This window comes from Zongyangia acetica (assembly GCF_038739695.1).
GTDB classification, from domain to species: Bacteria; Bacillota; Clostridia; order Oscillospirales; family Ruminococcaceae; genus Zongyangia; species Zongyangia gallinarum.
This window is the reverse complement of sequence record NZ_JBBEWN010000018.1, coordinates 12581-35097: the sequence shown is the minus strand read 5'-3', so window position 1 is coordinate 35097 and position 22517 is coordinate 12581. Positions and strand designations below refer to the sequence as shown.

At 41.9% G+C, this 22517-nt stretch carries 25 protein-coding genes; 12 read left to right on the top strand and 13 right to left on the bottom strand.

Annotation, left to right across the window (positions count from 1 at the left end):
* Positions 1 to 90: 90 nt before the first annotated feature.
* The 6 genes from WGC32_RS13485 to WGC32_RS13460 all read right to left on the bottom strand — a co-directional run bounded on the left by WGC32_RS13485 (position 91) and on the right by WGC32_RS13460 (position 5486).
* The gene (locus WGC32_RS13485) at positions 91 to 444 is read right to left on the bottom strand and encodes a hypothetical protein (RefSeq protein ID WP_342682639.1); all 354 of its coding nucleotides are present in this window, start codon (positions 442 to 444) and stop codon (positions 91 to 93) included.
* Positions 445 to 1448: 1004 nt separating this feature from the next.
* A complete protein-coding gene (locus WGC32_RS13480; protein WP_342682637.1) occupies positions 1449 to 3071 on the bottom strand; it encodes a recombinase family protein in 1623 nt (540 codons plus the stop codon).
* Between the two features lie 100 nt (positions 3072 to 3171).
* Positions 3172 to 3366, bottom strand: a complete 195-nt coding sequence (locus WGC32_RS13475; RefSeq protein ID WP_015536347.1) for a hypothetical protein — start codon at positions 3364 to 3366, stop codon at positions 3172 to 3174.
* 72 nt (positions 3367 to 3438) lie between these two features.
* Positions 3439 to 4383, bottom strand: a complete 945-nt coding sequence (mobV, locus tag WGC32_RS13470) for a MobV family relaxase (protein ID WP_122790866.1) — start codon at positions 4381 to 4383, stop codon at positions 3439 to 3441.
* A gap of 182 nt (positions 4384 to 4565) precedes the next feature.
* Entirely contained in the window at positions 4566 to 4961 is a 396-nt protein-coding gene (locus WGC32_RS13465) for a replication initiator protein A (RefSeq protein ID WP_008666017.1), read from the bottom strand.
* Positions 4962 to 5072: 111 nt separating this feature from the next.
* Entirely contained in the window at positions 5073 to 5486 is a 414-nt protein-coding gene (locus tag WGC32_RS13460) for a cysteine-rich VLP domain-containing protein (RefSeq protein WP_058722955.1), read from the bottom strand.
* Between the two features lie 338 nt (positions 5487 to 5824).
* Here WGC32_RS13460 and WGC32_RS13455 point away from each other — a divergent pair, with 338 nt between their 5' ends.
* The 4 genes from WGC32_RS13455 to WGC32_RS13440 all read left to right on the top strand — a co-directional run bounded on the left by WGC32_RS13455 (position 5825) and on the right by WGC32_RS13440 (position 8963).
* On the top strand, positions 5825 to 6622 hold the full coding sequence (locus WGC32_RS13455) for a helix-turn-helix domain-containing protein (protein ID WP_211964700.1): 798 nt from the start codon (positions 5825 to 5827) through the stop codon (positions 6620 to 6622).
* A 24-nt stretch (positions 6623 to 6646) separates the two neighbouring features.
* Positions 6647 to 7417, top strand: coding sequence for a nucleoside phosphorylase (locus WGC32_RS13450; protein WP_002578723.1), 771 nt, complete (start codon positions 6647 to 6649; stop codon positions 7415 to 7417).
* A gap of 24 nt (positions 7418 to 7441) precedes the next feature.
* Positions 7442 to 8218: an ANT(9) family aminoglycoside nucleotidyltransferase gene (locus WGC32_RS13445; RefSeq protein WP_002578722.1), complete on the top strand. Its 777-nt coding sequence runs from the start codon at positions 7442 to 7444 to the stop codon at positions 8216 to 8218.
* 199 nt (positions 8219 to 8417) lie between these two features.
* On the top strand, positions 8418 to 8963 hold the full coding sequence (locus tag WGC32_RS13440) for a P-loop nucleotide/nucleoside kinase family protein (RefSeq protein WP_002578721.1): 546 nt from the start codon (positions 8418 to 8420) through the stop codon (positions 8961 to 8963).
* Between the two features lie 724 nt (positions 8964 to 9687).
* On the opposite strand, the gene WGC32_RS13435 is transcribed toward WGC32_RS13440, so the two are convergent.
* The 5 genes from WGC32_RS13435 to WGC32_RS13415 all read right to left on the bottom strand — a co-directional run bounded on the left by WGC32_RS13435 (position 9688) and on the right by WGC32_RS13415 (position 12359).
* The gene (locus WGC32_RS13435; RefSeq protein WP_342682620.1) at positions 9688 to 9816 is read right to left on the bottom strand and encodes a helix-turn-helix transcriptional regulator; all 129 of its coding nucleotides are present in this window, start codon (positions 9814 to 9816) and stop codon (positions 9688 to 9690) included.
* A gap of 428 nt (positions 9817 to 10244) precedes the next feature.
* On the bottom strand, positions 10245 to 10433 hold the full coding sequence (locus WGC32_RS13430; protein ID WP_342682641.1) for a DUF6440 family protein: 189 nt from the start codon (positions 10431 to 10433) through the stop codon (positions 10245 to 10247).
* 68 nt (positions 10434 to 10501) lie between these two features.
* Complete coding sequence (locus WGC32_RS13425) at positions 10502 to 11140, bottom strand: ABC-2 transporter permease (RefSeq protein WP_342682618.1); 639 nt, start codon at positions 11138 to 11140, stop codon at positions 10502 to 10504.
* A 1-nt stretch (position 11141) separates the two neighbouring features.
* Positions 11142 to 11984 (bottom strand): ABC transporter ATP-binding protein, encoded by an 843-nt coding sequence (locus WGC32_RS13420; protein WP_342682617.1) that lies wholly within the window; start codon positions 11982 to 11984, stop codon positions 11142 to 11144.
* Between the two features lie 3 nt (positions 11985 to 11987).
* Entirely contained in the window at positions 11988 to 12359 is a 372-nt protein-coding gene (locus tag WGC32_RS13415; protein ID WP_342682615.1) for a GntR family transcriptional regulator, read from the bottom strand.
* A gap of 350 nt (positions 12360 to 12709) precedes the next feature.
* On the opposite strand from WGC32_RS13415, the gene WGC32_RS13410 reads away from it, so the two are divergent.
* From WGC32_RS13410 to WGC32_RS13375, 8 genes are all read left to right on the top strand, one after another.
* On the top strand, positions 12710 to 13186 hold the full coding sequence (locus WGC32_RS13410) for a DUF2975 domain-containing protein (RefSeq protein ID WP_342682614.1): 477 nt from the start codon (positions 12710 to 12712) through the stop codon (positions 13184 to 13186).
* An 11-nt stretch (positions 13187 to 13197) separates the two neighbouring features.
* On the top strand, positions 13198 to 13431 hold the full coding sequence (locus WGC32_RS13405) for a helix-turn-helix domain-containing protein (RefSeq protein ID WP_342682612.1): 234 nt from the start codon (positions 13198 to 13200) through the stop codon (positions 13429 to 13431).
* A 21-nt stretch (positions 13432 to 13452) separates the two neighbouring features.
* On the top strand, positions 13453 to 13953 hold the full coding sequence (locus tag WGC32_RS13400) for an LptM family lipoprotein (RefSeq protein WP_342682610.1): 501 nt from the start codon (positions 13453 to 13455) through the stop codon (positions 13951 to 13953).
* Positions 13954 to 14294: 341 nt separating this feature from the next.
* The gene (locus WGC32_RS13395; RefSeq protein WP_342682609.1) at positions 14295 to 14966 is read left to right on the top strand and encodes a response regulator transcription factor; all 672 of its coding nucleotides are present in this window, start codon (positions 14295 to 14297) and stop codon (positions 14964 to 14966) included.
* Entirely contained in the window at positions 14954 to 16171 is a 1218-nt protein-coding gene (locus WGC32_RS13390) for a HAMP domain-containing sensor histidine kinase (protein WP_342682607.1), read from the top strand. Before WGC32_RS13395 ends, WGC32_RS13390 begins: the two co-directional genes overlap by 13 nt.
* A gap of 82 nt (positions 16172 to 16253) precedes the next feature.
* Positions 16254 to 17621, top strand: coding sequence for a hypothetical protein (locus WGC32_RS13385; RefSeq protein ID WP_342682605.1), 1368 nt, complete (start codon positions 16254 to 16256; stop codon positions 17619 to 17621).
* Positions 17621 to 18490 carry an ATP-binding cassette domain-containing protein gene (locus WGC32_RS13380; protein WP_342682603.1) on the top strand — a complete coding sequence of 290 codons (870 nt, stop codon included), beginning with the start codon at positions 17621 to 17623 and terminating at the stop codon, positions 18488 to 18490. Before WGC32_RS13385 ends, WGC32_RS13380 begins: the two co-directional genes overlap by 1 nt.
* Positions 18487 to 20751 (top strand): hypothetical protein, encoded by a 2265-nt coding sequence (locus WGC32_RS13375; protein WP_342682601.1) that lies wholly within the window; start codon positions 18487 to 18489, stop codon positions 20749 to 20751. Before WGC32_RS13380 ends, WGC32_RS13375 begins: the two co-directional genes overlap by 4 nt.
* Positions 20752 to 20922: 171 nt before the next feature.
* On the opposite strand, the gene srtB is transcribed toward WGC32_RS13375, so the two are convergent.
* Together srtB and WGC32_RS13365 are read right to left on the bottom strand one after the other, a co-directional pair.
* A complete protein-coding gene (gene srtB, locus WGC32_RS13370) occupies positions 20923 to 21693 on the bottom strand; it encodes a class B sortase (RefSeq protein WP_342682599.1) in 771 nt (256 codons plus the stop codon).
* Positions 21690 to 22298 (bottom strand): recombinase family protein, encoded by a 609-nt coding sequence (locus WGC32_RS13365; RefSeq protein WP_342682597.1) that lies wholly within the window; start codon positions 22296 to 22298, stop codon positions 21690 to 21692. Before WGC32_RS13365 ends, srtB begins: the two co-directional genes overlap by 4 nt.
* Positions 22299 to 22517 lie beyond the last annotated feature (219 nt).

The following is a 22517-nucleotide window of genomic DNA, read 5'->3' as shown; positions in this document are numbered from 1 at the left end:
ACCATCTGGCTGGCCGCCGTTTTAATTTTGAGATGCTCAGCGGCTTGATTTTGTATTGCATTTTTTCGCCTCCCTAAAAATCTGAAATTTCTACTTGACTTTTATTAGCAGGTCTTTCACTTCGAAAACAGGGCCTGCAATTAGCAATTCGTCTTCTCCGTCTGTAAACACCATCTCGTCAATAATCAAACTGGCTGTAGACTCAGACTCAGAATATAAACCCAGATCTACGACCTGCATCCCCCTGAGTTCATCTAATCGGCCATTTGCGTATTTCTCATCAAAATAGACGCCTTTATACTTTGCATCGAATCCTTCAGGAGTTCGATCAATACCGCTTTCGTCCCAGTTTAATGAGACAGTCTTTCCACTTGATAACTGAACTTCAATATAATCAATTATCAGGTCTTTGGTTTTTGTTGTTCCTTGTAAGATAAGGGTCATAAAACCTACCTCCACTTAATGATTTTATATATAAACGGGGTAGGCCTGTAGGCTCTCCCCGGAATCAAGGTTGGGGGAGCCTTGTCAGCTCCGATCTATATAAAAAAAGCGCTCAAAGAAACGAAATTCTCTGAGCGCTTTTGTGACTTAGTTAGTCAAGATGTAAAGTTGTGAAAAATGGACGGAAGTCCATACTCCCGTTTTTTACTGTTCTGTGCTTCTATAACAGAAGCAGAAGACATAAAAAAACGCCTGAAATCATAATGATCCAGACGTTGTGTTACCTGATAAACTCTAATTGCTCAATTGCAATTACTGATACTGATATAAATATTATAACGTAATCCACTAAATTTTGCAAGATGTCTGACCAAATTTATCTCTGTCAGATTGAATTAGCGTTCTATTTTTCTGTTGAAATGTTTTCTGTACAGAGATAATACAAAAAGCGACCGTACATATCGGATTCGTTAATTTATGTTTTTTCGTTCCGAGGATCATGTACTTTTATAAGGGACACAAGAAAAACAACACAGATTACAAACGAAATCAAGCCACCCAAATAGCGACTGGAAAGAATAAGTATAATTTCAAATGAAAGGACGAACATAAATATTCGTGCATACAACTTATTTCTACTTGCTTTTCCGGTTGAAAACCATATATTAGCAAGGAGTATAACCATAAATATTCCAGAAATGATAGCCGTAATATATTTGAACACATACGCTTGTTCGCTGACTTGTCCTTGATTTACACAAAATACTGCCATCTGCGCCGCACATGAAGCGGTCAAAAAGATCGTATTCCGCTTATTGAGAATAGTGCGCAACCCTTTTTGCTCGATATTCTCTTTTGCAAAGACTTTTCGCTCTCGACTTTCATTGAGCAATATATTGGCATCTACTTTGAGTACCTCGGCAAGCTGCAAGAGATTTTGGGTGGACGGTTCGCTTTGACCGGTTTCCCTTAGTTAAAGATATTGTTGGGTATCTCAAGATGTGTCATTCGATTTTGCCGATAAAGCGGTAGAAGATTTCTACCTCCTGTTCCCGGCTTCCGTCCTCACTTTTGACCGCTTCATGGACAAGGATTTTTTCAATCAGCGTATTCAGAAGTTCAGCCGTCAATTCTGTGGGATTGACATACTGTTTCATCAGACCTATCCACTTTTCAGCGTCAACCGCTGTCTGGGCGGCGGCCTCCATCGCTTCGTGAAGCCGTTCAATTTTTGCGTCCAATTCTCGCTGTTCGCCCTGATACTTTTCGGACAGCATATTGAAATTGTATTCTGTAATGCGTCCGGCAGACCAGTCCTCATACATTTTTGCAAACAGGGTGTCTACTTCTGCTTTGCGCTTTTCCGCCTTTTTCAGTTCGGCTGTCTGCCGCTTCCTTGCAGTATTGCGTTCCTTGTCGCTGGCGTTAAGTAGCCGTTTCAGAAGTTTGTCCCCATCCTGCTGTGCCAGCACAGACCAGTATTGCAGACGGGAAAGGACATAGGCGTAAAGCACATCATAGCGGATATAGTGCATGGAACACTGGTGCAATCCTTGCCCGTACTTGCTACAATGGTAGTGGGCATAGGGATTTTTGTTCTGGCTGTTCATACCATAGGCCAGCGACCAGCCGCAGTCCGCACATTTTACCAGCCCGGAAAATATCTGTGTTGTGCCGTTCTTCTGCCGTCTGCGCCTGTTGCAAATCTGCTCCTGTACTTGACGGAACACATCTTCGGAAATAATCGCTTCGTGGGTGTTCTCCACACGATACCATTCCTCTTTTGGCTTGCGTACTTTCTTCTTGTTTTTGAATGAAATATTGGTCTGCTTATTGTGGACGCTGTGTCCGATATAGGTTTCCTCTTTCAGAATACTTTTCACCTGCGCTATCGTCCACGCATAGGCTTTTTCCTCCGGCGCTCCGGCATAGATATTTGCGAAAGTGCCGTATCTCTGGAAATTCAGCCAGCCGGGAGTAGGTACTTTTTCTTCGACCAAAATCCGTGTAATGCTGGCGGCTCCCCGGCCATGAACGGCAAGGTCAAAAATCTTTTCGATAATCCACCTTGTTTCCGGGTCAATCAGAAGATGGCCTTTCTTATCTGGGTCTTTGACATAGCCAAGCGGAGCATAGGCTCCATAGTGTGCGCCATTTGCGAACCGTGTCCGCATGGCCGCCTTTACCTTTTTGCTGGTCTGGCGGGCGTGCATTTCATTCAGAATGTTGAGGAATGGGGCAAGCTCATTCTCTCCGTTGATGGTGTCCACATTGTCATTGACAGCGATATAGCGGACGCCTTTGCTGGGAAAGTAGATTTCCGTGTACTGGCCGGTCAGAATGTAGTTTCTGCCTAAGCGGGATAAATCCTTCGTAACAACGCAGTTGATTTTCCTGTCCTCAATGTCATCAATCATTCTCTGAAAATCCGGCCTGTCAAAGTTCGTTCCAGACCATCCATCGTCGATATATTCATCTATGACATTCAGGCCATGCTCGGCGGCATATTGCCGGAGTATCATGCGTTGTGTCTGAATACTCCCGCTTTCTCCTTGCAGTTCATCGTCCCGGCTCAATCTCATATAAAGCGCCGTGTTGTAAATCGTAGTATTGTAAGGTTGTTTCACCGTTAAAAATCCTCCTTCTAAAGAAACAACCCACGCTTACAATACTTTTGCTCTATGGCAATTATATCATAAGCGTGGGCGTGTTATCAATGATGGGCTATCAGGTTGAAGCGGCTTTTTCTGCGGTGTGCCGCACCACATCTACAATCAGATCACCGAGGGGCTTCCCGCCTGCGGCGAAGTGTTCGGAGATTTTTATACGGTTGTTCCCACATACAAAATACTGCGTGCCGTTCTCTGTTTGTATGACCTGCCCTGTTCGGGGTGTAAAAATATCGCTTTCACTTTTTGCCATCCAGTGTCCTCCATATTCAGTTTTCAAGGTACAATGCCGTACAAAGGCGGCGAAAATTTCTGCTTATATCTATCACCTTTCCTTTACCGTGTGCCGCTGCTGACGTTTCAGTTCCGCCAGTATATCCGGCGGGATACGGTCAACCAGCCGCTGTAAATTGTCCAGTTCGCTTTTCAGCTTTGCCCGTTCCATCGTATCTTTCATCTTTCCTTTTTCGCTGGCCTTTGCCCTTGCTTCCAACTTCTCATTCTCCGCCAGCAGGTCATTGATTGTGACCTTGTACTTTTTCAACTGCCCGGAGAAATTCTCCATCTGCGGGAACCACTTTTTCAGCATGGAGAGGGCTTCCTCTTTTTTCTTTCCGGCGTTCAGCGGGTTAATGCCGTCCAGTGTGGCTTCAATGGCTCTTGCCTGCCGGGAGAGGGAAACCGCCTGTTTGAAAAGCCGGGTGGGGATATGCTTCCGGCCTGTCCTGCTGGCGCTCTCCCCACGCTCCAAGTCAGGATATTTCTCCACCATATAGGCGTGAAAATCGTCCTGCCACTTCGTCAGGTTTGCCCGGTTGCCGATAATCTCCTTTGCACACAGGCGGTTGTCCTTTGTCAGCGGAACAAAGGTCAAATGCAGGTGGGGCGTTTTCTCGTCCATGTGTACCACCGCCGACACGATATTTTCCCGTCCTACCCGGCCAATGAGGAAGTCCGCCGCCCTCTGGAAAAACGCCTGTATCTCCTTTGGGGATTTCCCCTTGAAAAACTCCGGGCTGGCAGTTACCAGCGTATCGACAAACCGTGTGCTGTCCTTGCGGGTTCGGCACCCGGCCTGCTCAATCCGGCTCTGAATGAAGTGGTAATAGCGTCCCTCCGGCTTGACGATATGGAAGTTGTATTTGCTCCGGCTTGTGTCAATGTCGGGATTGCTGGCATACTGTTCTTTCTGTCTTTCGTGATGGGCTTCCAGCGGCCTTGCCGGGTTGCCCTTGTGCTTCTCAAACCGTAAAATTGCGTGTTGTGCCATTCTGCTCCTTTCCCCATTCCTTTCCTATCCGGGGTTTTCCACAGGGAAAATCCCGCAGAAAATAGCTCGGATAGGATTGGAATGGATAGAATATAAATCAATCTTTTTATCTTTGTATTTCTATATACCGTCCGGTTTTCGTACGTCTCAGGAGTGATTTCCGTACTTCATGGGTACGGTTTTCAGTCCTCCGGTGTACCAGAACGGGATTTCTTAAAGTCGGTGTTTGGAACCGCTTCATAGGATTTTGGGAAAATGCGGTTGGGTTTTCCACAGCCCTGCTTCTGGATCTCCACCAGTCCGGCGTATTGCAGTTCCCGCAGGGTATTCACCGCTTTCTGCCGCCCACAATGGAGCAGTGTGACCACTTCACAGATAGGGTAATACAGGAAAATCCGTCCGCAGTCATCCGCCCACCCATTCTTGCGGGATAACTCTGTCCGGCGCAGGATAAAGGCGTACAGAACCTTTGCCTCGTTGGACAGGGGCTTGAATGTGGGGGCTTCAAAGAGAAAATTCGGGAGCCGGGTGAAGCTGAACGCCTTTTCCGGCTGGTGGATATAGATGGTATTTGTCATAGTTCGTTTTGTGGACGGTTAGAAGCCCGTTTTCCGGGGCGGGCGATACTTTATACCACCTGCCCCGGTTTGGGGCTTGCAAAGCCTGATAAATCAAGGCTTTTTTCGCTCCTAACTGTCCACAGCAGACCTCCTTTTCCGTTCACTTTCTGTTTTCTGCCGCCTGTGAACTCTGGCGGCACAGCCGGGGCAGTATTTTGCCCGGTTGGATTTGGGGACGAACACGCCACCGCAGACCGCACAGCGTTTCAAGTCCTTATCCCGGAAAATTTCCGCTTCCAGCGTCCCGTCCAGCGGCAAGACCGCCCAGCGGAACCACTTACAGCAGACCGAGAAAGAAATCGTCTGCGGGCAGGTGCAGGTGTCCCCATCATCAAGGACAATGCAGTTGCCGTCCTCACAGCAACAACACTCCCGGCGTATCAGGCTGGCCGCCTGTTTTCTCTGCGCCGGTGTCATGCGGTAAAGGGAACCGTCCGGCCTGCGTTCCAGTGGCGGCAAGTCTTTATAGGGGTTATCTCTCATGCGTTCCCTCCATTTTGCTTTCCGTTGCCGTTCTCCCCGAAAAGGTTTCCTGCCCCATTCCTGCGGCGTGTTCCGGCGTTGGCACGCTCCCCGCAGCTTCGGGACATTTTGTCTCGAAGTCCGGTTCCTTGCGGTGCTTCCCCAGCCGGGGTATTCCTTTTCGGACGGTCATTCTGTTTTCAAGGTGCTGTCCATCGATGAACTACCCTAAGTCTACACGAAAAAAATGCAATCCCCGGAATTTTGCGAGAATTGCATTTTGATGAAGTTTACACTTTGGAAATTGCATTTTTGCAATCATTCTGTATAATGGAAGTATGCGGAGGAGGTGCGTATCTATGGCTTTACCCGGAACACCCGGACAGCGGATTTCCGATTTATGCAACGGGAACCACATCACACAAAAGGAGCTTGCGGAGAAGATAGGGGTTTCCGCTTCCCAGTTGAGCCGCATTGTCAGCGGCGAAACGAGAACGGTCAGCAGTGATATTCTCATAGGCGTGGCAAAGGAATTTAAGGTATCGACAGACTACATACTGGGCTTATCCACCGTGAGCGTCCGTAAAAGCTACGATATTTCTGAATTAGGCTTGTCCGAGGGAGCCGTGAGGGGGCTCGTGACGGGTGCTGTTGATGTGCAAATCCTCAACCGCCTGTTGGAACACAGGAATTTCCCTAAGCTGATAGATTTGATATGGATTTATTTTCAGGACACAGCGGCAAAAGGCATAACAGCAAGAAACCAGCTTATCGAGATAGCAACGGCTTCCCTGTCCGACCTGATGAAAGAACACCCGGAACACCGGGCGGAAGCAAAGCAGGATTTACAGCTTTTGAACGCCCAGAAGATGGGGGAACATGAGGCGGAGATTGAGAAAATCAAAAATGTGTTCCTTGCTATCCTGCGGGATATTAAGAAAGACATTGACAACGGGGAACAGCCGGGAGAAGCTGTGACCGCCGCGATGTTCCAAGCCATGCGGGACGCATTGGCGGAACAGAAGCAAAACCCGCTTTCCATTGACGATGTAGCGGCGATGGTTGCCGGACAGATCGGACAGCTTACGCCGATGGATGAAGAAACTGCCGACCTGTTCAAGCAGTTGGCAAAAAAGATGATGAAAGGAATAGAATAATAGCCTGTTATTCGAGATAATAATATGCCATTAGTAAAGCATGACTACCCTGTTTTAGAGTACGATACCGCATCAAAAGCTGTTTTTCAGCCGGGAAATGGGAAAAAATGTTTTCCTGCAAAAGCAGTGTTTGCTTTTTTAGGAGACGAGGTTGAAAATTATGCACATACCCATGATGGAATACAGATAGATGAATTTGAAAGTGCAACAAGACGATATCCTATTTATGAATGTCTTTATAATCAGGAGAAAATATGTCTATGTCCGGCTCCTGTGGGAAGTGCTGCTGCCGTCCAAGTTTTAGAATATTTAATTGCAGGGGGTGTAACAAAGATTATTTCCGTCGGCTCCTGCGGCGTATTGGAAGACATCCCGGAAAATAGATTTTTGATACCTGTTTCTGCATTGAGAGATGAGGGAACATCTTACCATTATCTTCCTCCCTCCCGAGAAGTAGAGATTTCAAAGGCTGGTATAAATGCGATTGAATCTGCTTTAAGCCAAAAGAATATACCATATTGGGAAGTTAAAACATGGACAACAGACGGTTTTTATCGAGAAACAGTAGAAATGGTTCAGTATCGGAAAGAAGAGGGATGTCAAGTAGTAGAAATGGAATGTTCCGCATTGGCGGCGTGTGCAAAATTTAGAAAAGTTACATGGGCTATGCTGCTTTTTTCAGCCGATACTCTTGCAGACCCTCATAAATACCAAGAAAGAGAATGGGGAAAAACAAGTATATCCATAGCCTTAGAATTAGCCTTAGACGCTGTTTTATCAGTTGTTGAGGAGTAAAAATAAATACATATAGGAGTTACAATGAATATAAATGAATTTCCACAACAAGTAAATCAAGTTATTTCAATAGCAGAAACCATATTACAAGGTCAAATATTGGGGATATATTTATATGGTTCAGCAACAATGAATGGGCTGCGTCCAGATAGTGATATAGATATACTGATAATTACTAAACAAGAATTGAGTAATTCAATCAGAGCAGATCTAACAAAGCAATTATTGAAAATTTCTGGCTCCGTAGGCTGTATTGAAAAAAGACCTTTAGAGGTAACTATTATCAATCAATCTGATATTGTTCCGTTGCAATTTCCGCCAAAATGTCAGTATATGTATGGTGAATGGCTAAGGGGAGAGATGGAAGCAGGAGAATATCCGCAAGCCTGCAATGACCCAGATATAATGATTTTATTATGGCAAGCAAGAAAAAATAGCATAACTTTGAAGGGGGCGGAAAGCAAAGAGCTTATTCCCGCTATCCCATTTCACGAAATTAAAAAAGCAATTCGGTTTTCTTTACCTGGTTTGATTTCCAGCTTTAAGGGTGATGAAAGAAATGTGTTATTAACCTTATCACGAATGTGGTTTACTTTAGTAACAGAAGAAATCACGACAAAAGATGTTGCCGCAAAATGGGTAATTTTAAAATTGCCGGAGAGATTTCCCCCCCTGCTAACAACGGCAAAGGAAGCTTATTTGGGAAATTTGTCTGATGAATGGGAGACAGTAGAAAAGGAAGCGATGGCACTTGTAGAATATATGAAAAAACAAATTGAGGAATTACTTAGAACAGAGTAGCAAAGTTAGCGGGGCCAATCAACGGTCAAGATGAACGGCGCATAAATGCGCCGCCGTTGACAGTCCCGCCCGTCTTTGCTGATGGGCAATCAAGGCGGGAAAGCCCTAAAATGGCTTCCCGCCCATTTCAATCTTGAGAGAAGAAACGCTCCAAAATCAGAAAGAGAGCGGTAAATCTGAATTGCGAGGGAGAATGTAGATGAATCAAGGAAGAATTATTGTGATTACAGGTTCGCCGGGAACAGGAAAGACAACAACTGCGTCGATTGTCGCAAAAGAATCGAACATGGATAAATCTGTGCATATGCACACAGACGACTTTTTTCATTATTTAAGCAAAGGAGCAATACCGCCGCATTTACCAGAGTCCAACGAACAAAATTTAGTTGTCATTGAAGCCTTTTTAGAAGCTGCAAAGCGCTATGCCCGCGGCGGATATGATGTAATTGTAGATGGAATTGTCGGGCCGTGGTTTTTAGAACCATGGAGAGCCCTTGTTCGAGAAGATTATGAAGTACACTATATTGTTTTAAGAGCCAGTAAAGAAGAAACTATGAAACGAGCTGTGGAACGTTCAAAATTAGACAGAAAAACAAATGTTGAATTAGTAGAAACAATGTGGGAGCAATTTTGTAATTTGGGGATATATGAATCGAATGTTATAGAAACGACAACCTATTCTATCCAAGAGGCTGTTTTTGCAGTAAAAGAAAAAATTTCAAGTGGAGCCGCATTGCTATCTTAAACGATTTCTAAAAATCGAAATTTCATTTATCAGAGAAATAGCAAAGCCAGTCAACGGTCAAGATGAACGGCGCATTTCATGCGCCGCCGTTGACCGTCCCGTCTGGCTTTGCTGATGGGCAATCAAGGCGGGAAAGCCCTAAAATGGCTTCCCGCCCATTTCAATTATGAGAAAAGAAACACTCCAAAATCAGAAAGAGAGCGGCCAAGCACTTTGAGGGATTGGTCGCCTTGTTCACCCATTCAGCGGGACGGCGGGTGGCGGTCAAGGCCGGGTATAAACCCGTTCATTTCAGCCTTGACGGTTGCCCGCTGTCCTGTTACTTTTCCGGGAGTGTAGCCACAACTTCGGGACACTTTGTCCACAAGTCGGAGCGTAGGACGAGGGACGGGGGCTTTCATATACGCCCAGTCTGCTGTTGAAACCAGACCTGTGCTTACGGCTCTACGCCACGCAAGCACAGCCCTGTTTTCCTGCCGCTCCAAATGCCCTTGCCCTCCCCGGCGGCAACGGCATTTTCACGGCAACGCCGACAGAGCGTATAACACACTACACTTTGCTTCGCAAAGTCGTGTGCCAAATGGGGGCGTTGCCCCCTTTGGAAACCCCCACAAGAAAAGGCGGTACGCTACCCCTCCACGGGGCGCATACCGCCTTTTCTTGTTATCCAGCCCTCCGGCTGTATCGGTTGAGCAAAAGTCAGCGTGGGATTGATGTGGTATCTTTATCTAAGTGAACCCCCAGTTTCCCATTTCGAAACTGCCTGCCGACTAACATTTAATTTGTCTGCAATATACTCCTGCGAAAACCCCTGCTTTTCTCGTGCTTTTTTAATGTTGTCAGATAAAGCCATATCGGCACCTCCTTTGTACTATAACTTTAACATATAACTTGTTAATTTACCACCAACTATTACGCAACTATCGGTTGCACCTAAGAAAATGTGACAATTTGGTATTAAAAACCAAACTGTCACTGTTGATTTATATTGTTCTGTTTCCTGTCTAGATATCTGATTCAAATTTTTGTTTTATATTTTTCCCACTTAATTTTTCTTCATATTATTTGCTTCAAGATCAAAAGGAGCTACGAATTTTATCCAGTTCCTCTTTCTTTTCTACCCAATTCTCCACATAACCGCAGTTACAACATACATAACGGATAACTGGGATCTTCCCGAATAATGTAATTGTGGTTGTATAGATATTGTTTCCGCTCGCATACCGGCCATTATCCGGAATACGTCTGATATCTGTTGAGCTGCATTTTGGACAACAGTGACTATTTTTCATCATATTCACCCTCTTGAGAAATAACTGGCTGTCCGTCCGTACCCAGCAGCGGCGTAAGACCACCTGCATTGCACGAACGCCTCCAAATATAATTTATACCGGTTTCCCTGTCTACCAATATTTCTATTGTAGATCCGAATGAATTCTGAGAATATGTTATCTCAAATCTGTTACGCATTTTTCCACCTCTTTTATCAAATCTTGTTTTAGACAACATAATATCCGCCACTCTGACAATGAACTATATTAAAATTCTCTTTTCTTGTATACCTGAATAGAAAGAATCCACGATACAGCTAATACAATAACAGAAGCGGAACAAATGACAGGAAGGAACCAGGATCGCATGGAAAACATCAAGTTTACAATAGCCAAATCCGCTTCTTCTCCCATTGCACCAATAACCCCAAAAGCGGCGCAGAAAACACAAATTATCACATAAAATGCAAATCGACCTTTTTCTGCTCCGAATTTGAAAATCGCAGGCAACATCAAAGAAGGAGCAAAAAGCCCCATCGCAGGTAATAGCGCAACTAAAGAAAGAAGTGCATTTACATCAAATTCATTATTGATCAGCATTCTTGTAATTTGACCGACGAGAACAAGTATAATGGCAAAAGCCAAGAAAATAAGAGCCATCAAATACTTGACAGATACCAGCTGTTGCTTTGAATACGGAAATACGCCGGAAAAACTGCTCCATTTGCTTTTTTCATCATAAGAAATCAGATTAACCGGAATAACACTTGCTAGTAACACCGGATATGCCAACAGGAATGAGGTGTTTCCCCAAACAGCCAAAAGGGAGAATACAACTGCGATCACAACATAAGCACGGCAGTATTTCCTTGCCATATAGAAATCCTTCAGAAGTAATCCTTTCATTTTAATGAGCCTCCTTAACCATGAAAATAAATAATTGCTCAATATCAACTGGACTCAACTGCAGTGTCGCAGGGACCTTATTTCGCTCTACAATGGCCTCGACACCATATGCTGATTCTTTCTTGCCCTTCACTGCCGATGGATCAAGCTCTGCCAACTGTGCCGCTGTACAATGAAGAATCCCATATTCCTCCATAATTCTGTCTTTTTCTTCACACAAAAGCAATCTTCCTTTATGAAGAAACGCGATGTAATCGCAGATTTTTTCGAGATCGCTTACAATATGGGACGACATCAGGATCGAATGACTTTCTTCTCTTGTAAACTCACTGAAGATATCAAGCACTTCATCTCTGACAACAGGATCCAAACCGCTAGTTGCCTCATCAAGGATCAGCAGCTTCGGATGATGTGATAAAGCCACTGCAATACCAAGTTTCATCTTCATACCGCGTGAGAAATCCTTAAATTCTTTATTCTCCGGCAATGCGAGTTCGCGAACATACTTTTTATATGCGACTGAATCCCAGTTGCGATAAGTATTTTTCATTATATTTCCTATCTGTTTTGCAGTCAGACATTCTGGGAAGCCTACCTCATCCAAAACAACACCAACATCCTCTTTTATAAGGGAAATGTTTTCAGTATTGTCCTTCCCGAATATTCGAATGCTTCCCGAATCTCTCCGAACCATTTCAAGGATTAGCTTGATCGTAGTGCTCTTTCCCGCACCATTTTCACCGATCAAACCCATTATACAACCTTGTGGCAGGGTTAGATTCAGATTTTGCAGAGAAAAGCCAGGATATGATTTACATAAATCTCTAATTTCCAGAGCATTCATAACTTATTCCTCCATAATATAATTAAACATTTCGATAACCTCTTGCTTTGTCAGGTTACAAGAGACTGCCAGTCGAGCAATTTGCTCCATATATTCTTCTATTTTTTTTAAATTTGTTTCCCGCAGCAACTCTACATTCTTTGCAGCAACAAAACAGCCCTTGGCTGCTATAGTATATATGAACCCTTCTTTTTCCAGTTCATCATACGCCCGTTTTGTTGTCACTACACTGATTCTTAAATCCTTCGCCAGATTACGGATAGAAGGCAACGGATCATCTTCCTGAAGAGTTCCATTTATTATCTGCTCTTTAATTTGCGTATATATCTGATCATAGATAGGCGCGCCACTTTTGTTATCTATGAATACATTCACCAAATCGCCTCCCTTGTTTCTTCTGTATAGGTACAGTATATACAGTTGAAACAGTTTTGTCAATACTTTATTTGAAAATAGGATTCTGGAACATAAGAAAACGAAGAAAAAATGGACAGCTGCGCTAATCAATCGGCATGGCTGTCCATTTTTATATTACAATACTTCGATATAGCGTTTTAAACTTCTAATGTCTATCTCCAGCATATTTTAAGCACTTGTTTTTGACTCATGATCATAATTAGCATATCTATTATGATAAATATTTATCGTGTTGCAATAAATATTTATTGACTTTTTGTTTGTTCTCTGATATAATGAAGTAAATTCCAAAAAGGAGAAGAATAAATATGAGATCAAAACTTTTCAAATATCTTATGGTAATTATCTTTGGAATGTTTCTTTGTGGTATTCTTATTTACCTATGGGGAATCCCAACAATAGGGCACATCATTACACAGAATTTCCCTGAATTTAGTTACTGTTATTATCCGTGGCTTATCTTTTTATGGTGTACTGGAATCCCCTGCTTTATCGTATTAGGATATATGTGGAAGATCTCAGCAAGCATATGTGCAGATCAAGCGTTTACCAGCCGAAATGCGATTAGATTGAATCGCATTGCTCAATTAGCTGCATTTAATGTTATCTTCTTCTTCGCTGGAAATATAATATTTTTATTTCTCAACATGAGCCATCCAAGTATTCTGATTTGTTCATTGGGGATAGATTTCGTTGGAATTGCAATATCGGTTATCGCAAAAGCACTTTCAAAGCTTGCTACAAAAGCTGCCGCATTGCAGGATCAGTATGATTTAACTATATGAGGAGATCCAATATGCAAGAAGAAATTATTTTCAATATTGATGTTATGCTTGCAAAAAGAAAGATGAGCGTAACAGAATTAGCTGATAAAGTTGGAATTACTATTGCCAACATATCGATATTAAAAAACGGTAAAGCTAAGGCACTAAAAATATCTACACTATGCAAGTTATGCTCTGCACTGGATTGCCAGCCTGGTGACATTTTAGAATATCGACCTGGTAACGAGTGTGAGGACAACAAATAAATACATGAAAAAGGTGATAACATGAAAAAAATAAGCATCTTAGTACTAACGATAATTCTTATATCAACTCTTACTGCCTGCTCCTCAAAAAGTCCAAATGAGATCGCATCTAATACACTTGGATTTGATTTATCTTCCGGTAAGGTAATCTCAAGTTATGACACACATAGTGGAAATGGAGATGGTTCCTCCTGCTTTACTTTTAGTTTTGATGACAACGCCATTTTAAATCATATTCAAAAATCTTCAGATTGGAATCCATTTCCTATCGATGAAACGACTCAAGCCATAATATATGGAATATCTGATAAAGACAAAAGCGTAGGACCGTTTCTAAATGACAACAACGGAAAGGCTCTGGTACCTGAGATACAAAATGGATACTATATACTTATAGACAGACAGTCAAAAGAAATCCAACAAGCGGAGCCAGATTTATTAAAGCGCCCCTCATTCAATTTAACATTGTGTCTATATGATACAGATACAAACATGCTGTACTATTGTGAACTTGATACCTAAAAAGCTCTAAAACATTGTCTTTAGCATCATTATTTATTGCACGTCCGACCGTATAGAAGCAGAACTGAATACAAATATGCAGCGACCTTTCTTTTGCAAGGTCGCTGCTTTATTTATTGATAGAGTTGGGTTTTCAAGGCACAAAAAATGTTTATAAAAGAAAAGTATTTGATACATTAAATTCTTTTAATCAAATAGTTGTACATATTCCTTTCGTTATACAGACTATCTTTATTCTTTTATACATGATAGAATATCTGTATAATCCAAAGTACATTTCAATAGAAATTGAGGAAGATTTGATATTTATGCAGTATGCTGTTAAACTGAGGTGAAGAATAATGGCTTATAAAATTCTAATCGTGGATGACGAACCAGAAATGGTGCAAATGCTCAGTCGTTCTTTAAGTCGTAATGGATATGAAATTATCACTGCATTCAGTGGAAAAGAGGCAATCACGTCAATAAAATCCTGTCCGGATCTAATCCTTTTGGACATCAATATGCCTGAGATGGATGGAATTTCTGTATGCAAAGAGATTCGTGACAAAATTGGATGTCCCATTTTATTCCTAACAGCCAAAGATCAAGAAACAGATAAAATTGATGGATTTACTGCTGGAGGAGACGACTACATCACAAAGCCTTTTTCCCTGGCTGAATTGAAAGTACGAATTGACGCCCATCTGCGCCGAGAACATCGAGAGAAACAAATCCAAAGAAAAGTGTTTGGCGATATTACAGTTGACTATTCCGCACAAGAGGTTCTTGTTCGTGGAGAATCAATGCACTTTCTCCGTAAAGAATTTGAAATTATTAGAATGCTTTCCCTGAATTCAGGACAGGTGTTCAGTCGCAGCTATATCTACGAAACAATATGGGGATTAGAGGCCTGTGGTGACGATAATGTCATTATGGAGCATATTCGAAAAATTCGACAAAAATTCGGGAAAGCAGGATGTATAAACCCTATTGAAACGGTCTGGGGGTTGGGTTATAAATGGATAAATTAAAATCTTGTTGGAAGAAAATCCCCATACCTGTGGCCTTTATGTTATGCAGTATCACAGCTATTTTGCTGGCACTACTGTTCACCAACATTACCATGAGATTCGCTCAGTCAGGGCAAGCAATGATTCAGGAGAAATATGTAGAAATTGATCTGGATGATTTGAAACCGGCAAACGATTCTGAAGGTTTGGTTGAGGCAGTACCTGGAGAGGATACTGAGAAATTTCAACTTATACAGCTGCCTCCTTCAGCATTTAGTGAAGAGGATCAGCAGAAATATAGTTTTTATGAGCATACAGAAGAAATGGCTGCAATCTGTTGGTATACGGTTTTCTTGTTACTTGCGGCGATAACATTCTATTTTTGGAAAATTCGAACTCCGTTTCGGGTATTGACTGAGGCTACGGAAAAGATTGCTAAACACGATTTAGGATTTGAGGTTGCAGACTGTGGTCAGGATGAATTCGGACGGCTCTGCCGTTCCTTTGAAGAAATGCGAAAAGAACTGGTGAAAAATGAAACAGAGCTATGGCGGGCAACGGAAGAGCGGAAACGTCTGAACGCAGCTTTTTCCCATGACCTCAAAACTCCTCTTACAATCTTACAAGGACATACCGATATGTTGTTGGAGGATCTTCCCGATGAAAAATGTTCCCGAGCGGAACTGGTTGAATCTGTCCGAACCATTTCTCGTCAAGTGGCCCGCATTCACGACTATGTAAAAACAATGAATTCCATTCAAAAGCTTGAGGACTATGAAATTCAACCTGAACAAATGTCTCCATCCGATTTTATGCAAATGCTTTCTGACATTGTATTTGGACTATTTGCACCAGAAAAGGTAGAAATAATAAGTGAACTTCCGGAAGGTTCTTTAAATATAGATAGCCAAGCATTATCCCAAATTTGCGAAAACCTTTGTTCTAATGCTTTACGATATACAAAGGATATGTTAAAAGTTACTGTATTAAGACAAAAGGATACACTCACATTGACATTCATAGATGATGGGCCAGGATTTTCCTCCAATGATTTGAAATCAGCGGTACAACCTTACTATCGAGGAAACAACAGCGAAAAGGCTACTCATTTTGGTCTTGGACTTTATATTTGTGACCTTCTGTGTCAAAAGCACGGAGGTACTCTTTCTATTGAAAACAACGATGAAGTTGGTGCAAAAATCACTGTAGAAATTTCCTGCAGTTGAGAAAATATTGAGATTCCCCTGGTAAGATTCAGATGCTGAGAATTTACTTGGCATCTGAATCTTATTTTCTATGGAGGAAACTATGAAAAGGAAATTGATTAGAACGTCGGCAGTGTTGTTGTCAATAATGTTACTTGTTTCTGGATGCGGATTGAGCGATCCGATGTATAAAAATGAAAGTAGCACCACACAGGGAAACACATCAACACAAATCCCTTCTGATTCGGACAATAATTCTTCCGGAATCCAAAATCCCAGCGGAGAAACTTCATTGGCAGAAGATGAGAAGCTTGGCTTTCAGAAAACCATGAACGTGTCAGATGTGTTCCGCCTTAATAAAATGTGTAAAGGCAGTGGCGGATATTATCTGGAAAACGAAGGACTATTGTATTATCTGGAACCAGAAAGCGGACGTATGATTCCAGTTTGCAGTAAACCCAACTGTAAACATAGAGACGATAATTGTAATGCATGGATTAACAGTTCAATGTTGACAATTTACGGAGATAAGCTTTACTTTGCAAACAGTGACGGATATGGAGAAGGCTTGAGACTTTTTTCTATGAATCCGGATGGTACCGGAAGAAAACAGATACAGAATCTAGAGTCACCATTAAAATCTGATAATTCCACTATTACATTCATGTCCACTGCCAGTCCAATTTTATATAACGGTATGGTCTATTTTAAGGACGGAGATCGGATTTGTACAGCAAAGCTTGGACAGGATGTATCAGAAGCTAAGGTGCTGATGAAGGAATCACGGGAGGGCGTTCAGGAAAGCCATTGGAAATTCTGGGCAGATGAGGATACGGTTTATGCCATGCATCGTGCGCTTACCTCGGAAGGATATGTTGATACTCTCTACCGTCTAAATGATAGCGAGGCAGAAAAACTCTGGAACTCCAAGATTTTGTTGGAGTTGGGTGCAGAGGATATTATTCTCGATGGGAACGCCAAGTGGTATATAAATAATGGCATACTTTATTACTATACGTCTGGTGGTCAAGTATGGAAAGTCGAATTAAACGGGTTTGAAAACGATGATAGCTGTGAAGCAGCGAAGATCCTACAGTGCACCACGCCGCTACTAAAAGATACGGATGTAGGAAGTGGCGGAACAGGGCTCTTCACCAAAGATTTTATTTTTATTCTGAACGAACAAAAAGATAGCAACACAGTTTCCGTCTATAATTACAGTGGTAAGTTCCAGCAAAAACTGGATCTCTCAGAAATCTTCAAACTACACTCAAATACATATTGCATTGAGTTGGTATTTGCTGATAATGGTAAGCTTTATTTGCTTGGTAGCCGGGGACAAGAAATGAGCGTGCAGAATAATCTCTATCAGTTGGATCTGCAAAACGGAAGCTTGAAAGAAATTATGGACTGGCCCAACTCTGGTTCTGATTATAAGGAACCAGAAACTCAGTATGGAGAGATCGGATAATGGAGTTAAAACTGAGAAATCTAACAAAGCAATACGGCAACTTTACCGCATTAAGCCAGTTAAGTGTAACCTTTACACCAGGGATATATGGAATTTTAGGTGCAAACGGTGCGGGGAAAAGCACCATGATGAATCTTATTAGTGACAATCTGAAACGGTCAACCGGGGAAATACTCTGGAACGGCCAAGAAATTCTATCTCTAGGGAGAAAATTTCGGAAAGTGTTGGGTTTCATGCCTCAACAACAAGGCTATTACGATCGTATGACCGTAGATTTTTTTCTCCGCTATCTTTCTCAGTTGAAAGGAATTCCAAAAAAGCAGGCAGATCAAGAAATCAGAATTCTTCTTCAAAAGACCAATCTCTCTGATGTTTGTCATAAACAGATGACCAGTCTCTCCGGTGGCATGAAACAACGTGTGCTGTTGATTCAGGCCCTTTTGGGAAATCCTAAAGTGGTGCTCTTAGACGAACCAACAGCGGGACTTGATCCAAAAGAACGTATCCGGATCCGAAATCTGATTTCGGAATTTTCTCAAGGACGGATTATATTGCTTGCCACTCATATCGTGAGCGACATTGAGTTTATTTCTGATAAAATCCTGCTTATGAAAAATGGAGAGCTTGTTCGGATGGGCAGTACGGAAGAGCTGCTGATGAGCGTTGCGGATAAGGTGCGGGAATTGCCCTGTGACCCAGAGCAACTACCGGAACTGGAAAGTCGTTATAAGGTGGGCAATGTGTCGAGACGTCAGGGACATACGGTAGCTCGACTGGTAGGAGATGACCTGCCGCCGGAAAGCAAAAACGTGGCAGATCGGCTTACATTGGAAGATGTGTACCTCTACTACTTGGAGGAATCACAATGATGGAATGGAAACGAACGATTTTTTCAGGCCGTTTTCTTTGCCTGCTGCTCTGTGTTATCCTGCTAAATGGAATTTTCTTTTTGAAAATTCAGTTTGACCGCAGTCTGGGTCTGGATTTGTCCGGCCCCGAGTCTCAACTTTCACATAGTGTGGTAGTGACGGAGGAAGGAATTTCTCAGTCAGAGGAATTGCCACAAATTCCATTAAATGAACTTAACAAGGAATACATTACCGTTCTTGATGAATTAAAGAGTCTATCGTTACAAGAAATCGTCTCCACCCTAACAGAAAGAATGGAGCGACTATCCTTGTTATGGGATGGCTGTATACTCTATATGAGACAAAGAGATAGTGATTTTGACAGAGCACAATGGGAGGACTATGCAAAACAGCACCTGGAAGTGTCGGAAAACATTATAGACGGATCAACCACCCAAGAAGATGTTTATCGAGAATATGTGGCTGTTCATACCCTCTTTTTACGTTCGGAATCCCTGATGAACTTCCCAGAATATTTGCAGTCAATTGAAAAGAACAAGGATTATATGCTGACATTCCCCATTTTTAGAGATGAAAACAGCTTTTCTTCACGAAACATACTAAAAACAGCAGATGACTTTCAGAGTTTACAGAATGTGTCTCTCTCTTTAGAGAATACAGGGGCAATAGAGGGTATTCTTCTTTACAGCGGCAGCGATCTGTTTCTGATTCTTCTGCTAATAGTGGTTGCACTATGCTTTTTGGCAGAGCGAAAACGTGAGCTTTGGGGACTTGTCTACAGTTTACAGATGGGCAGAAGCTCCTTGGCACTGCATCGCTTGGGAATACTTTTGTTTCTTTCTGTTACGGGAACACTTTTGCTTTACGGAAGCAATGTTCTTCTTGGATCAATTCTTTACGGAGGTATCGGAAATCTTCATATCAGTGTCCAGTCTATCCCCATTTTACAGGAGTATCCCGTTCCAATTTCCATTGGTGGTTTTTTGATCCAATATATAGTTCTCCGAATTGGATCTGCTTTCCTGTTGGGGCTTATACTTTGGCTTTTATTAGGAGCACTTTCCGATGCACGCTACGGAGTGGTTATTGGTATTGCGTTTCTATTGATCGAATACGGACTTCATCACTTTCTCCCGGAACAAAGTGCCTACAACATTTTGAAATATTTAAACCTCTGCACATATTTTCACATAGCTCCCCTCTATACTCATTATCTCAATGTGGATATTCTTGGATTTCCCGTAGGAATACGCCGAGTATCAGAATTAGCTGCTTTACCCTTAATCTTTGTGATGAGCAGTGGTTGTATCGCACAGCAGTGTTTTCGTCGTCCAGCTCAGGGAACATCATGGATAGATATATTTACACGCCGTTTGGGAAACTGTTTAGATCGATGCCTGAAACATCTTCCTCTTTGGGGTCGGGAAGTATATAAAATCTTGTTTTCTCAAAGAGGAATCGTCATCTTACTTTTGTTTGTTTATCTTGCGTTGGGAATTGAACACAGTGTTCCCCTGCGGTCTGGAAGTGAACAGGTTGCCTATGAACGGCAGTATCTTGTTCAATTACAAGGAGAAATCACAAGCAAAACCTTTTCGGAAATTGATCGATTGCAGGAGGAACAGAAAAAAACTATTGAGACTATGGAACAGGCAAAGGAAGCTTATTCTAACGGTGAAATTCCGCGCGGTGAATATATGTCAATCAGTTTCGAAGGGAATATCGCACAGATAAAACTCGCAGCTTTGGATGAAGTTGAAAGTCGAGCAGAAACTCTAAAACAACAAAGTGAAATACAGGGGTTTACACCCTTTTTGCTGGATGAAACACCATACCAAAGTGTTTATGGGGAACCAGCAAAAATCGTTCGACTTAAATCTCTTCTTTTGATTTTGGGGGCATTATTATTGCTTTTAGGCGCGAATAGTGCATATGAGCGAAAATCTAAAATGATACCCTTACTCCGTTCTGCAAAAAAAGGTCGAAAAGGAGTTCTGTGTGGGAAGGTGTTGGCTGCAGTTTGTATCACACTTCTTCTCTGGGCTGTGATGTACGGAAAAGAATTCTGGGATTTTTATAGAATTTTTCCTCAGGAATTGTGGAATATAGCACCACAAAATCTTTCCATATTGTCCCGTTTCCCCGTTTCTTGTACTCTGACACAATTTTTTATAATGTATTATTTGGCAGGTGGATTTTGCACGATGATCACTTCTATTCTGCTGATCCTCTCCGGTATATATTTGTACAACAGAAAATAGTCTGAATTATCTTAACAAACATGATGTTTTTCCCCGATCCAAAAAATAAAGCATTATATCTCAAACAAAAAAGACAACAGCAGATAACTGCGTTGTCTTTTTTGCTTTTTCGGTGATTATAAATGAGTAATAAATTTAAGTATAAACTTATAATAGGGTGATTGGTGGATCTTATTCAATTGGCGTTAAAACCCCTGTTAATACATATCGTGCATTATCGAACTCATAACTGCAGGTGGATAACGTAATAATTTTATCAGTGGCTGCGGGGATGACAGGGCTATTAAAAGTGGATTTTTCAATCGTTCGCTCTATCCATACAGCGCGGTCTTCTTCACTATCAAAGATGAGCTGCCAAGCTTCATCTTCTACATTAGCCACATATCCGGAAAAAAGCTCAATTTTAAAATTTTGTTCCGGTGTCATTAGCAGTAATTCCGGATGTTCATCATAATACGCCTGATGCTTATATTTCGTGATGCTGGAAAACATAGAGTTGTTTTTCATGTGGTGCCCATATATTATGTTGTTCTCATCCGTAAAATCTGAAGAGTTTCTGCAATCAAGGAAGATACAGCCAGCACTATTATAACTGCCATCGAACATGTGCTTTAGGTAATAAGTATTATCCTTATAATGCACAACTGGATAATTGATTGCAGTTCCTTCGCAATATATCCAGGCAACAAGATCGTTATTTATGCTTTTCAGTTTCTCAAACTCGACAACAGGTAATATCGTCTTGTCTTCAGACTCAGATGATTCCGTTTGGTGATCTGTATTTTTTTCTTCAGTCGGCGGGGAAACATACTCCTCAAGCTCTAAATACACTTTTTCTCCAGACTGATATTCGGACATGATTTTATAAACCTGCCATCCAGAGAATGCCACCACACTGGTACATAGCAATGTCAGTATGGTGCCTATTATTTTTTTCTTCATTTTTGATCCTCCTGCATCTTTGCTAATTTATAAAATGTGCTGCGCTTCATATTGAGTTCATTCATAGCAGCAACTGCTGTCAGTTCTCCTCTCTTCCATGCATGGTAGATCTCATCCCAGTCTGGTGGGAACTCTGCTTTTGGTCGGCCAAGGTGTTTTCCTTTTTCTTTTGCGACGGCAATTCCTTCCGCTTGTCTTTGCTTAATAGTAAGTCTCTCCTGCTCTGCAATACTTGCCAACACTTCAATCAGAATATTATTGATCATTTCAAAAATCCATTCTTGTCCCTCCGGTAATTCAATTAAGGTCGTCGGAAGATCGATAACCATTACACGGATATGGTGATTCTTAAAATATTCCAATTCCTGTTTGATATGAGTTTTGTTTCGACTCAATCGATCCAATGATTTGATCACCAACACATCTCCATCTCGCAGCATTCTGCTCTTCAGCATTTGATAACCTTCTCGCTCCAAAGATTTGCCGCTGGCTTTGTCAGTTACAATATCTCTTTCATCGACTCCTCTTTCAAGAAGCGCTTTTATTTGTCTATCGAGATTTTGTTCGCGGGTTGACACTCTTGCATATCCATATATCTTTTTCATAGGATCTCCTTTCAGAAATCTGTCCGTAAAGGCTATTTTATTTATAGATATATCCGAATATTTAAAATAGACTTTTATGGACACTTATCGAAGTCATTTTATTTTTGTTTTTTCATTTCCACAAAGGTACACCTTTATAGATACCTTATTACACCGATTGCATTCTGAAATTGCAACACTATATAAACCAATTCCTAAAACTTATTGCAAACAACTTGA

Excerpts from the sequence above, each read along its gene's own strand:
- WGC32_RS13485 (WP_342682639.1), bottom strand. The coding sequence starts at position 444 with ATGACCCTTATCTTACAAGGAACAACAAAAACCAAAGACCTGATAATT.
- WGC32_RS13475 (WP_015536347.1), bottom strand. The coding sequence starts at position 3,366 with ATGGCAAAAAGTGAAAGCGATATTTTTACACCCCGAACAGGGCAGGTC.
- mobV (WP_122790866.1), bottom strand. The coding sequence starts at position 4,383 with ATGGCACAACACGCAATTTTACGGTTTGAGAAGCACAAGGGCAACCCG.
- WGC32_RS13465 (WP_008666017.1), bottom strand. The coding sequence starts at position 4,961 with ATGACAAATACCATCTATATCCACCAGCCGGAAAAGGCGTTCAGCTTC.
- WGC32_RS13460 (WP_058722955.1), bottom strand. The coding sequence starts at position 5,486 with ATGAGAGATAACCCCTATAAAGACTTGCCGCCACTGGAACGCAGGCCG.
- WGC32_RS13455 (WP_211964700.1), top strand. The coding sequence starts at position 5,825 with ATGGCTTTACCCGGAACACCCGGACAGCGGATTTCCGATTTATGCAAC.
- WGC32_RS13450 (WP_002578723.1), top strand. The coding sequence starts at position 6,647 with ATGCCATTAGTAAAGCATGACTACCCTGTTTTAGAGTACGATACCGCA.
- WGC32_RS13445 (WP_002578722.1), top strand. The coding sequence starts at position 7,442 with ATGAATATAAATGAATTTCCACAACAAGTAAATCAAGTTATTTCAATA.
- WGC32_RS13440 (WP_002578721.1), top strand. The coding sequence starts at position 8,418 with ATGAATCAAGGAAGAATTATTGTGATTACAGGTTCGCCGGGAACAGGA.
- WGC32_RS13435 (WP_342682620.1), bottom strand. The coding sequence starts at position 9,816 with ATGGCTTTATCTGACAACATTAAAAAAGCACGAGAAAAGCAGGGGTTT.
- WGC32_RS13430 (WP_342682641.1), bottom strand. The coding sequence starts at position 10,433 with ATGCGTAACAGATTTGAGATAACATATTCTCAGAATTCATTCGGATCT.
- WGC32_RS13425 (WP_342682618.1), bottom strand. The coding sequence starts at position 11,140 with ATGAAAGGATTACTTCTGAAGGATTTCTATATGGCAAGGAAATACTGC.
- WGC32_RS13420 (WP_342682617.1), bottom strand. The coding sequence starts at position 11,984 with ATGAATGCTCTGGAAATTAGAGATTTATGTAAATCATATCCTGGCTTT.
- WGC32_RS13410 (WP_342682614.1), top strand. The coding sequence starts at position 12,710 with ATGAGATCAAAACTTTTCAAATATCTTATGGTAATTATCTTTGGAATG.
- WGC32_RS13405 (WP_342682612.1), top strand. The coding sequence starts at position 13,198 with ATGCAAGAAGAAATTATTTTCAATATTGATGTTATGCTTGCAAAAAGA.
- WGC32_RS13400 (WP_342682610.1), top strand. The coding sequence starts at position 13,453 with ATGAAAAAAATAAGCATCTTAGTACTAACGATAATTCTTATATCAACT.
- WGC32_RS13395 (WP_342682609.1), top strand. The coding sequence starts at position 14,295 with ATGGCTTATAAAATTCTAATCGTGGATGACGAACCAGAAATGGTGCAA.
- WGC32_RS13390 (WP_342682607.1), top strand. The coding sequence starts at position 14,954 with ATGGATAAATTAAAATCTTGTTGGAAGAAAATCCCCATACCTGTGGCC.
- WGC32_RS13385 (WP_342682605.1), top strand. The coding sequence starts at position 16,254 with ATGAAAAGGAAATTGATTAGAACGTCGGCAGTGTTGTTGTCAATAATG.
- WGC32_RS13380 (WP_342682603.1), top strand. The coding sequence starts at position 17,621 with ATGGAGTTAAAACTGAGAAATCTAACAAAGCAATACGGCAACTTTACC.
- WGC32_RS13375 (WP_342682601.1), top strand. The coding sequence starts at position 18,487 with ATGATGGAATGGAAACGAACGATTTTTTCAGGCCGTTTTCTTTGCCTG.
- srtB (WP_342682599.1), bottom strand. The coding sequence starts at position 21,693 with ATGAAGAAAAAAATAATAGGCACCATACTGACATTGCTATGTACCAGT.
- WGC32_RS13365 (WP_342682597.1), bottom strand. The coding sequence starts at position 22,298 with ATGAAAAAGATATATGGATATGCAAGAGTGTCAACCCGCGAACAAAAT.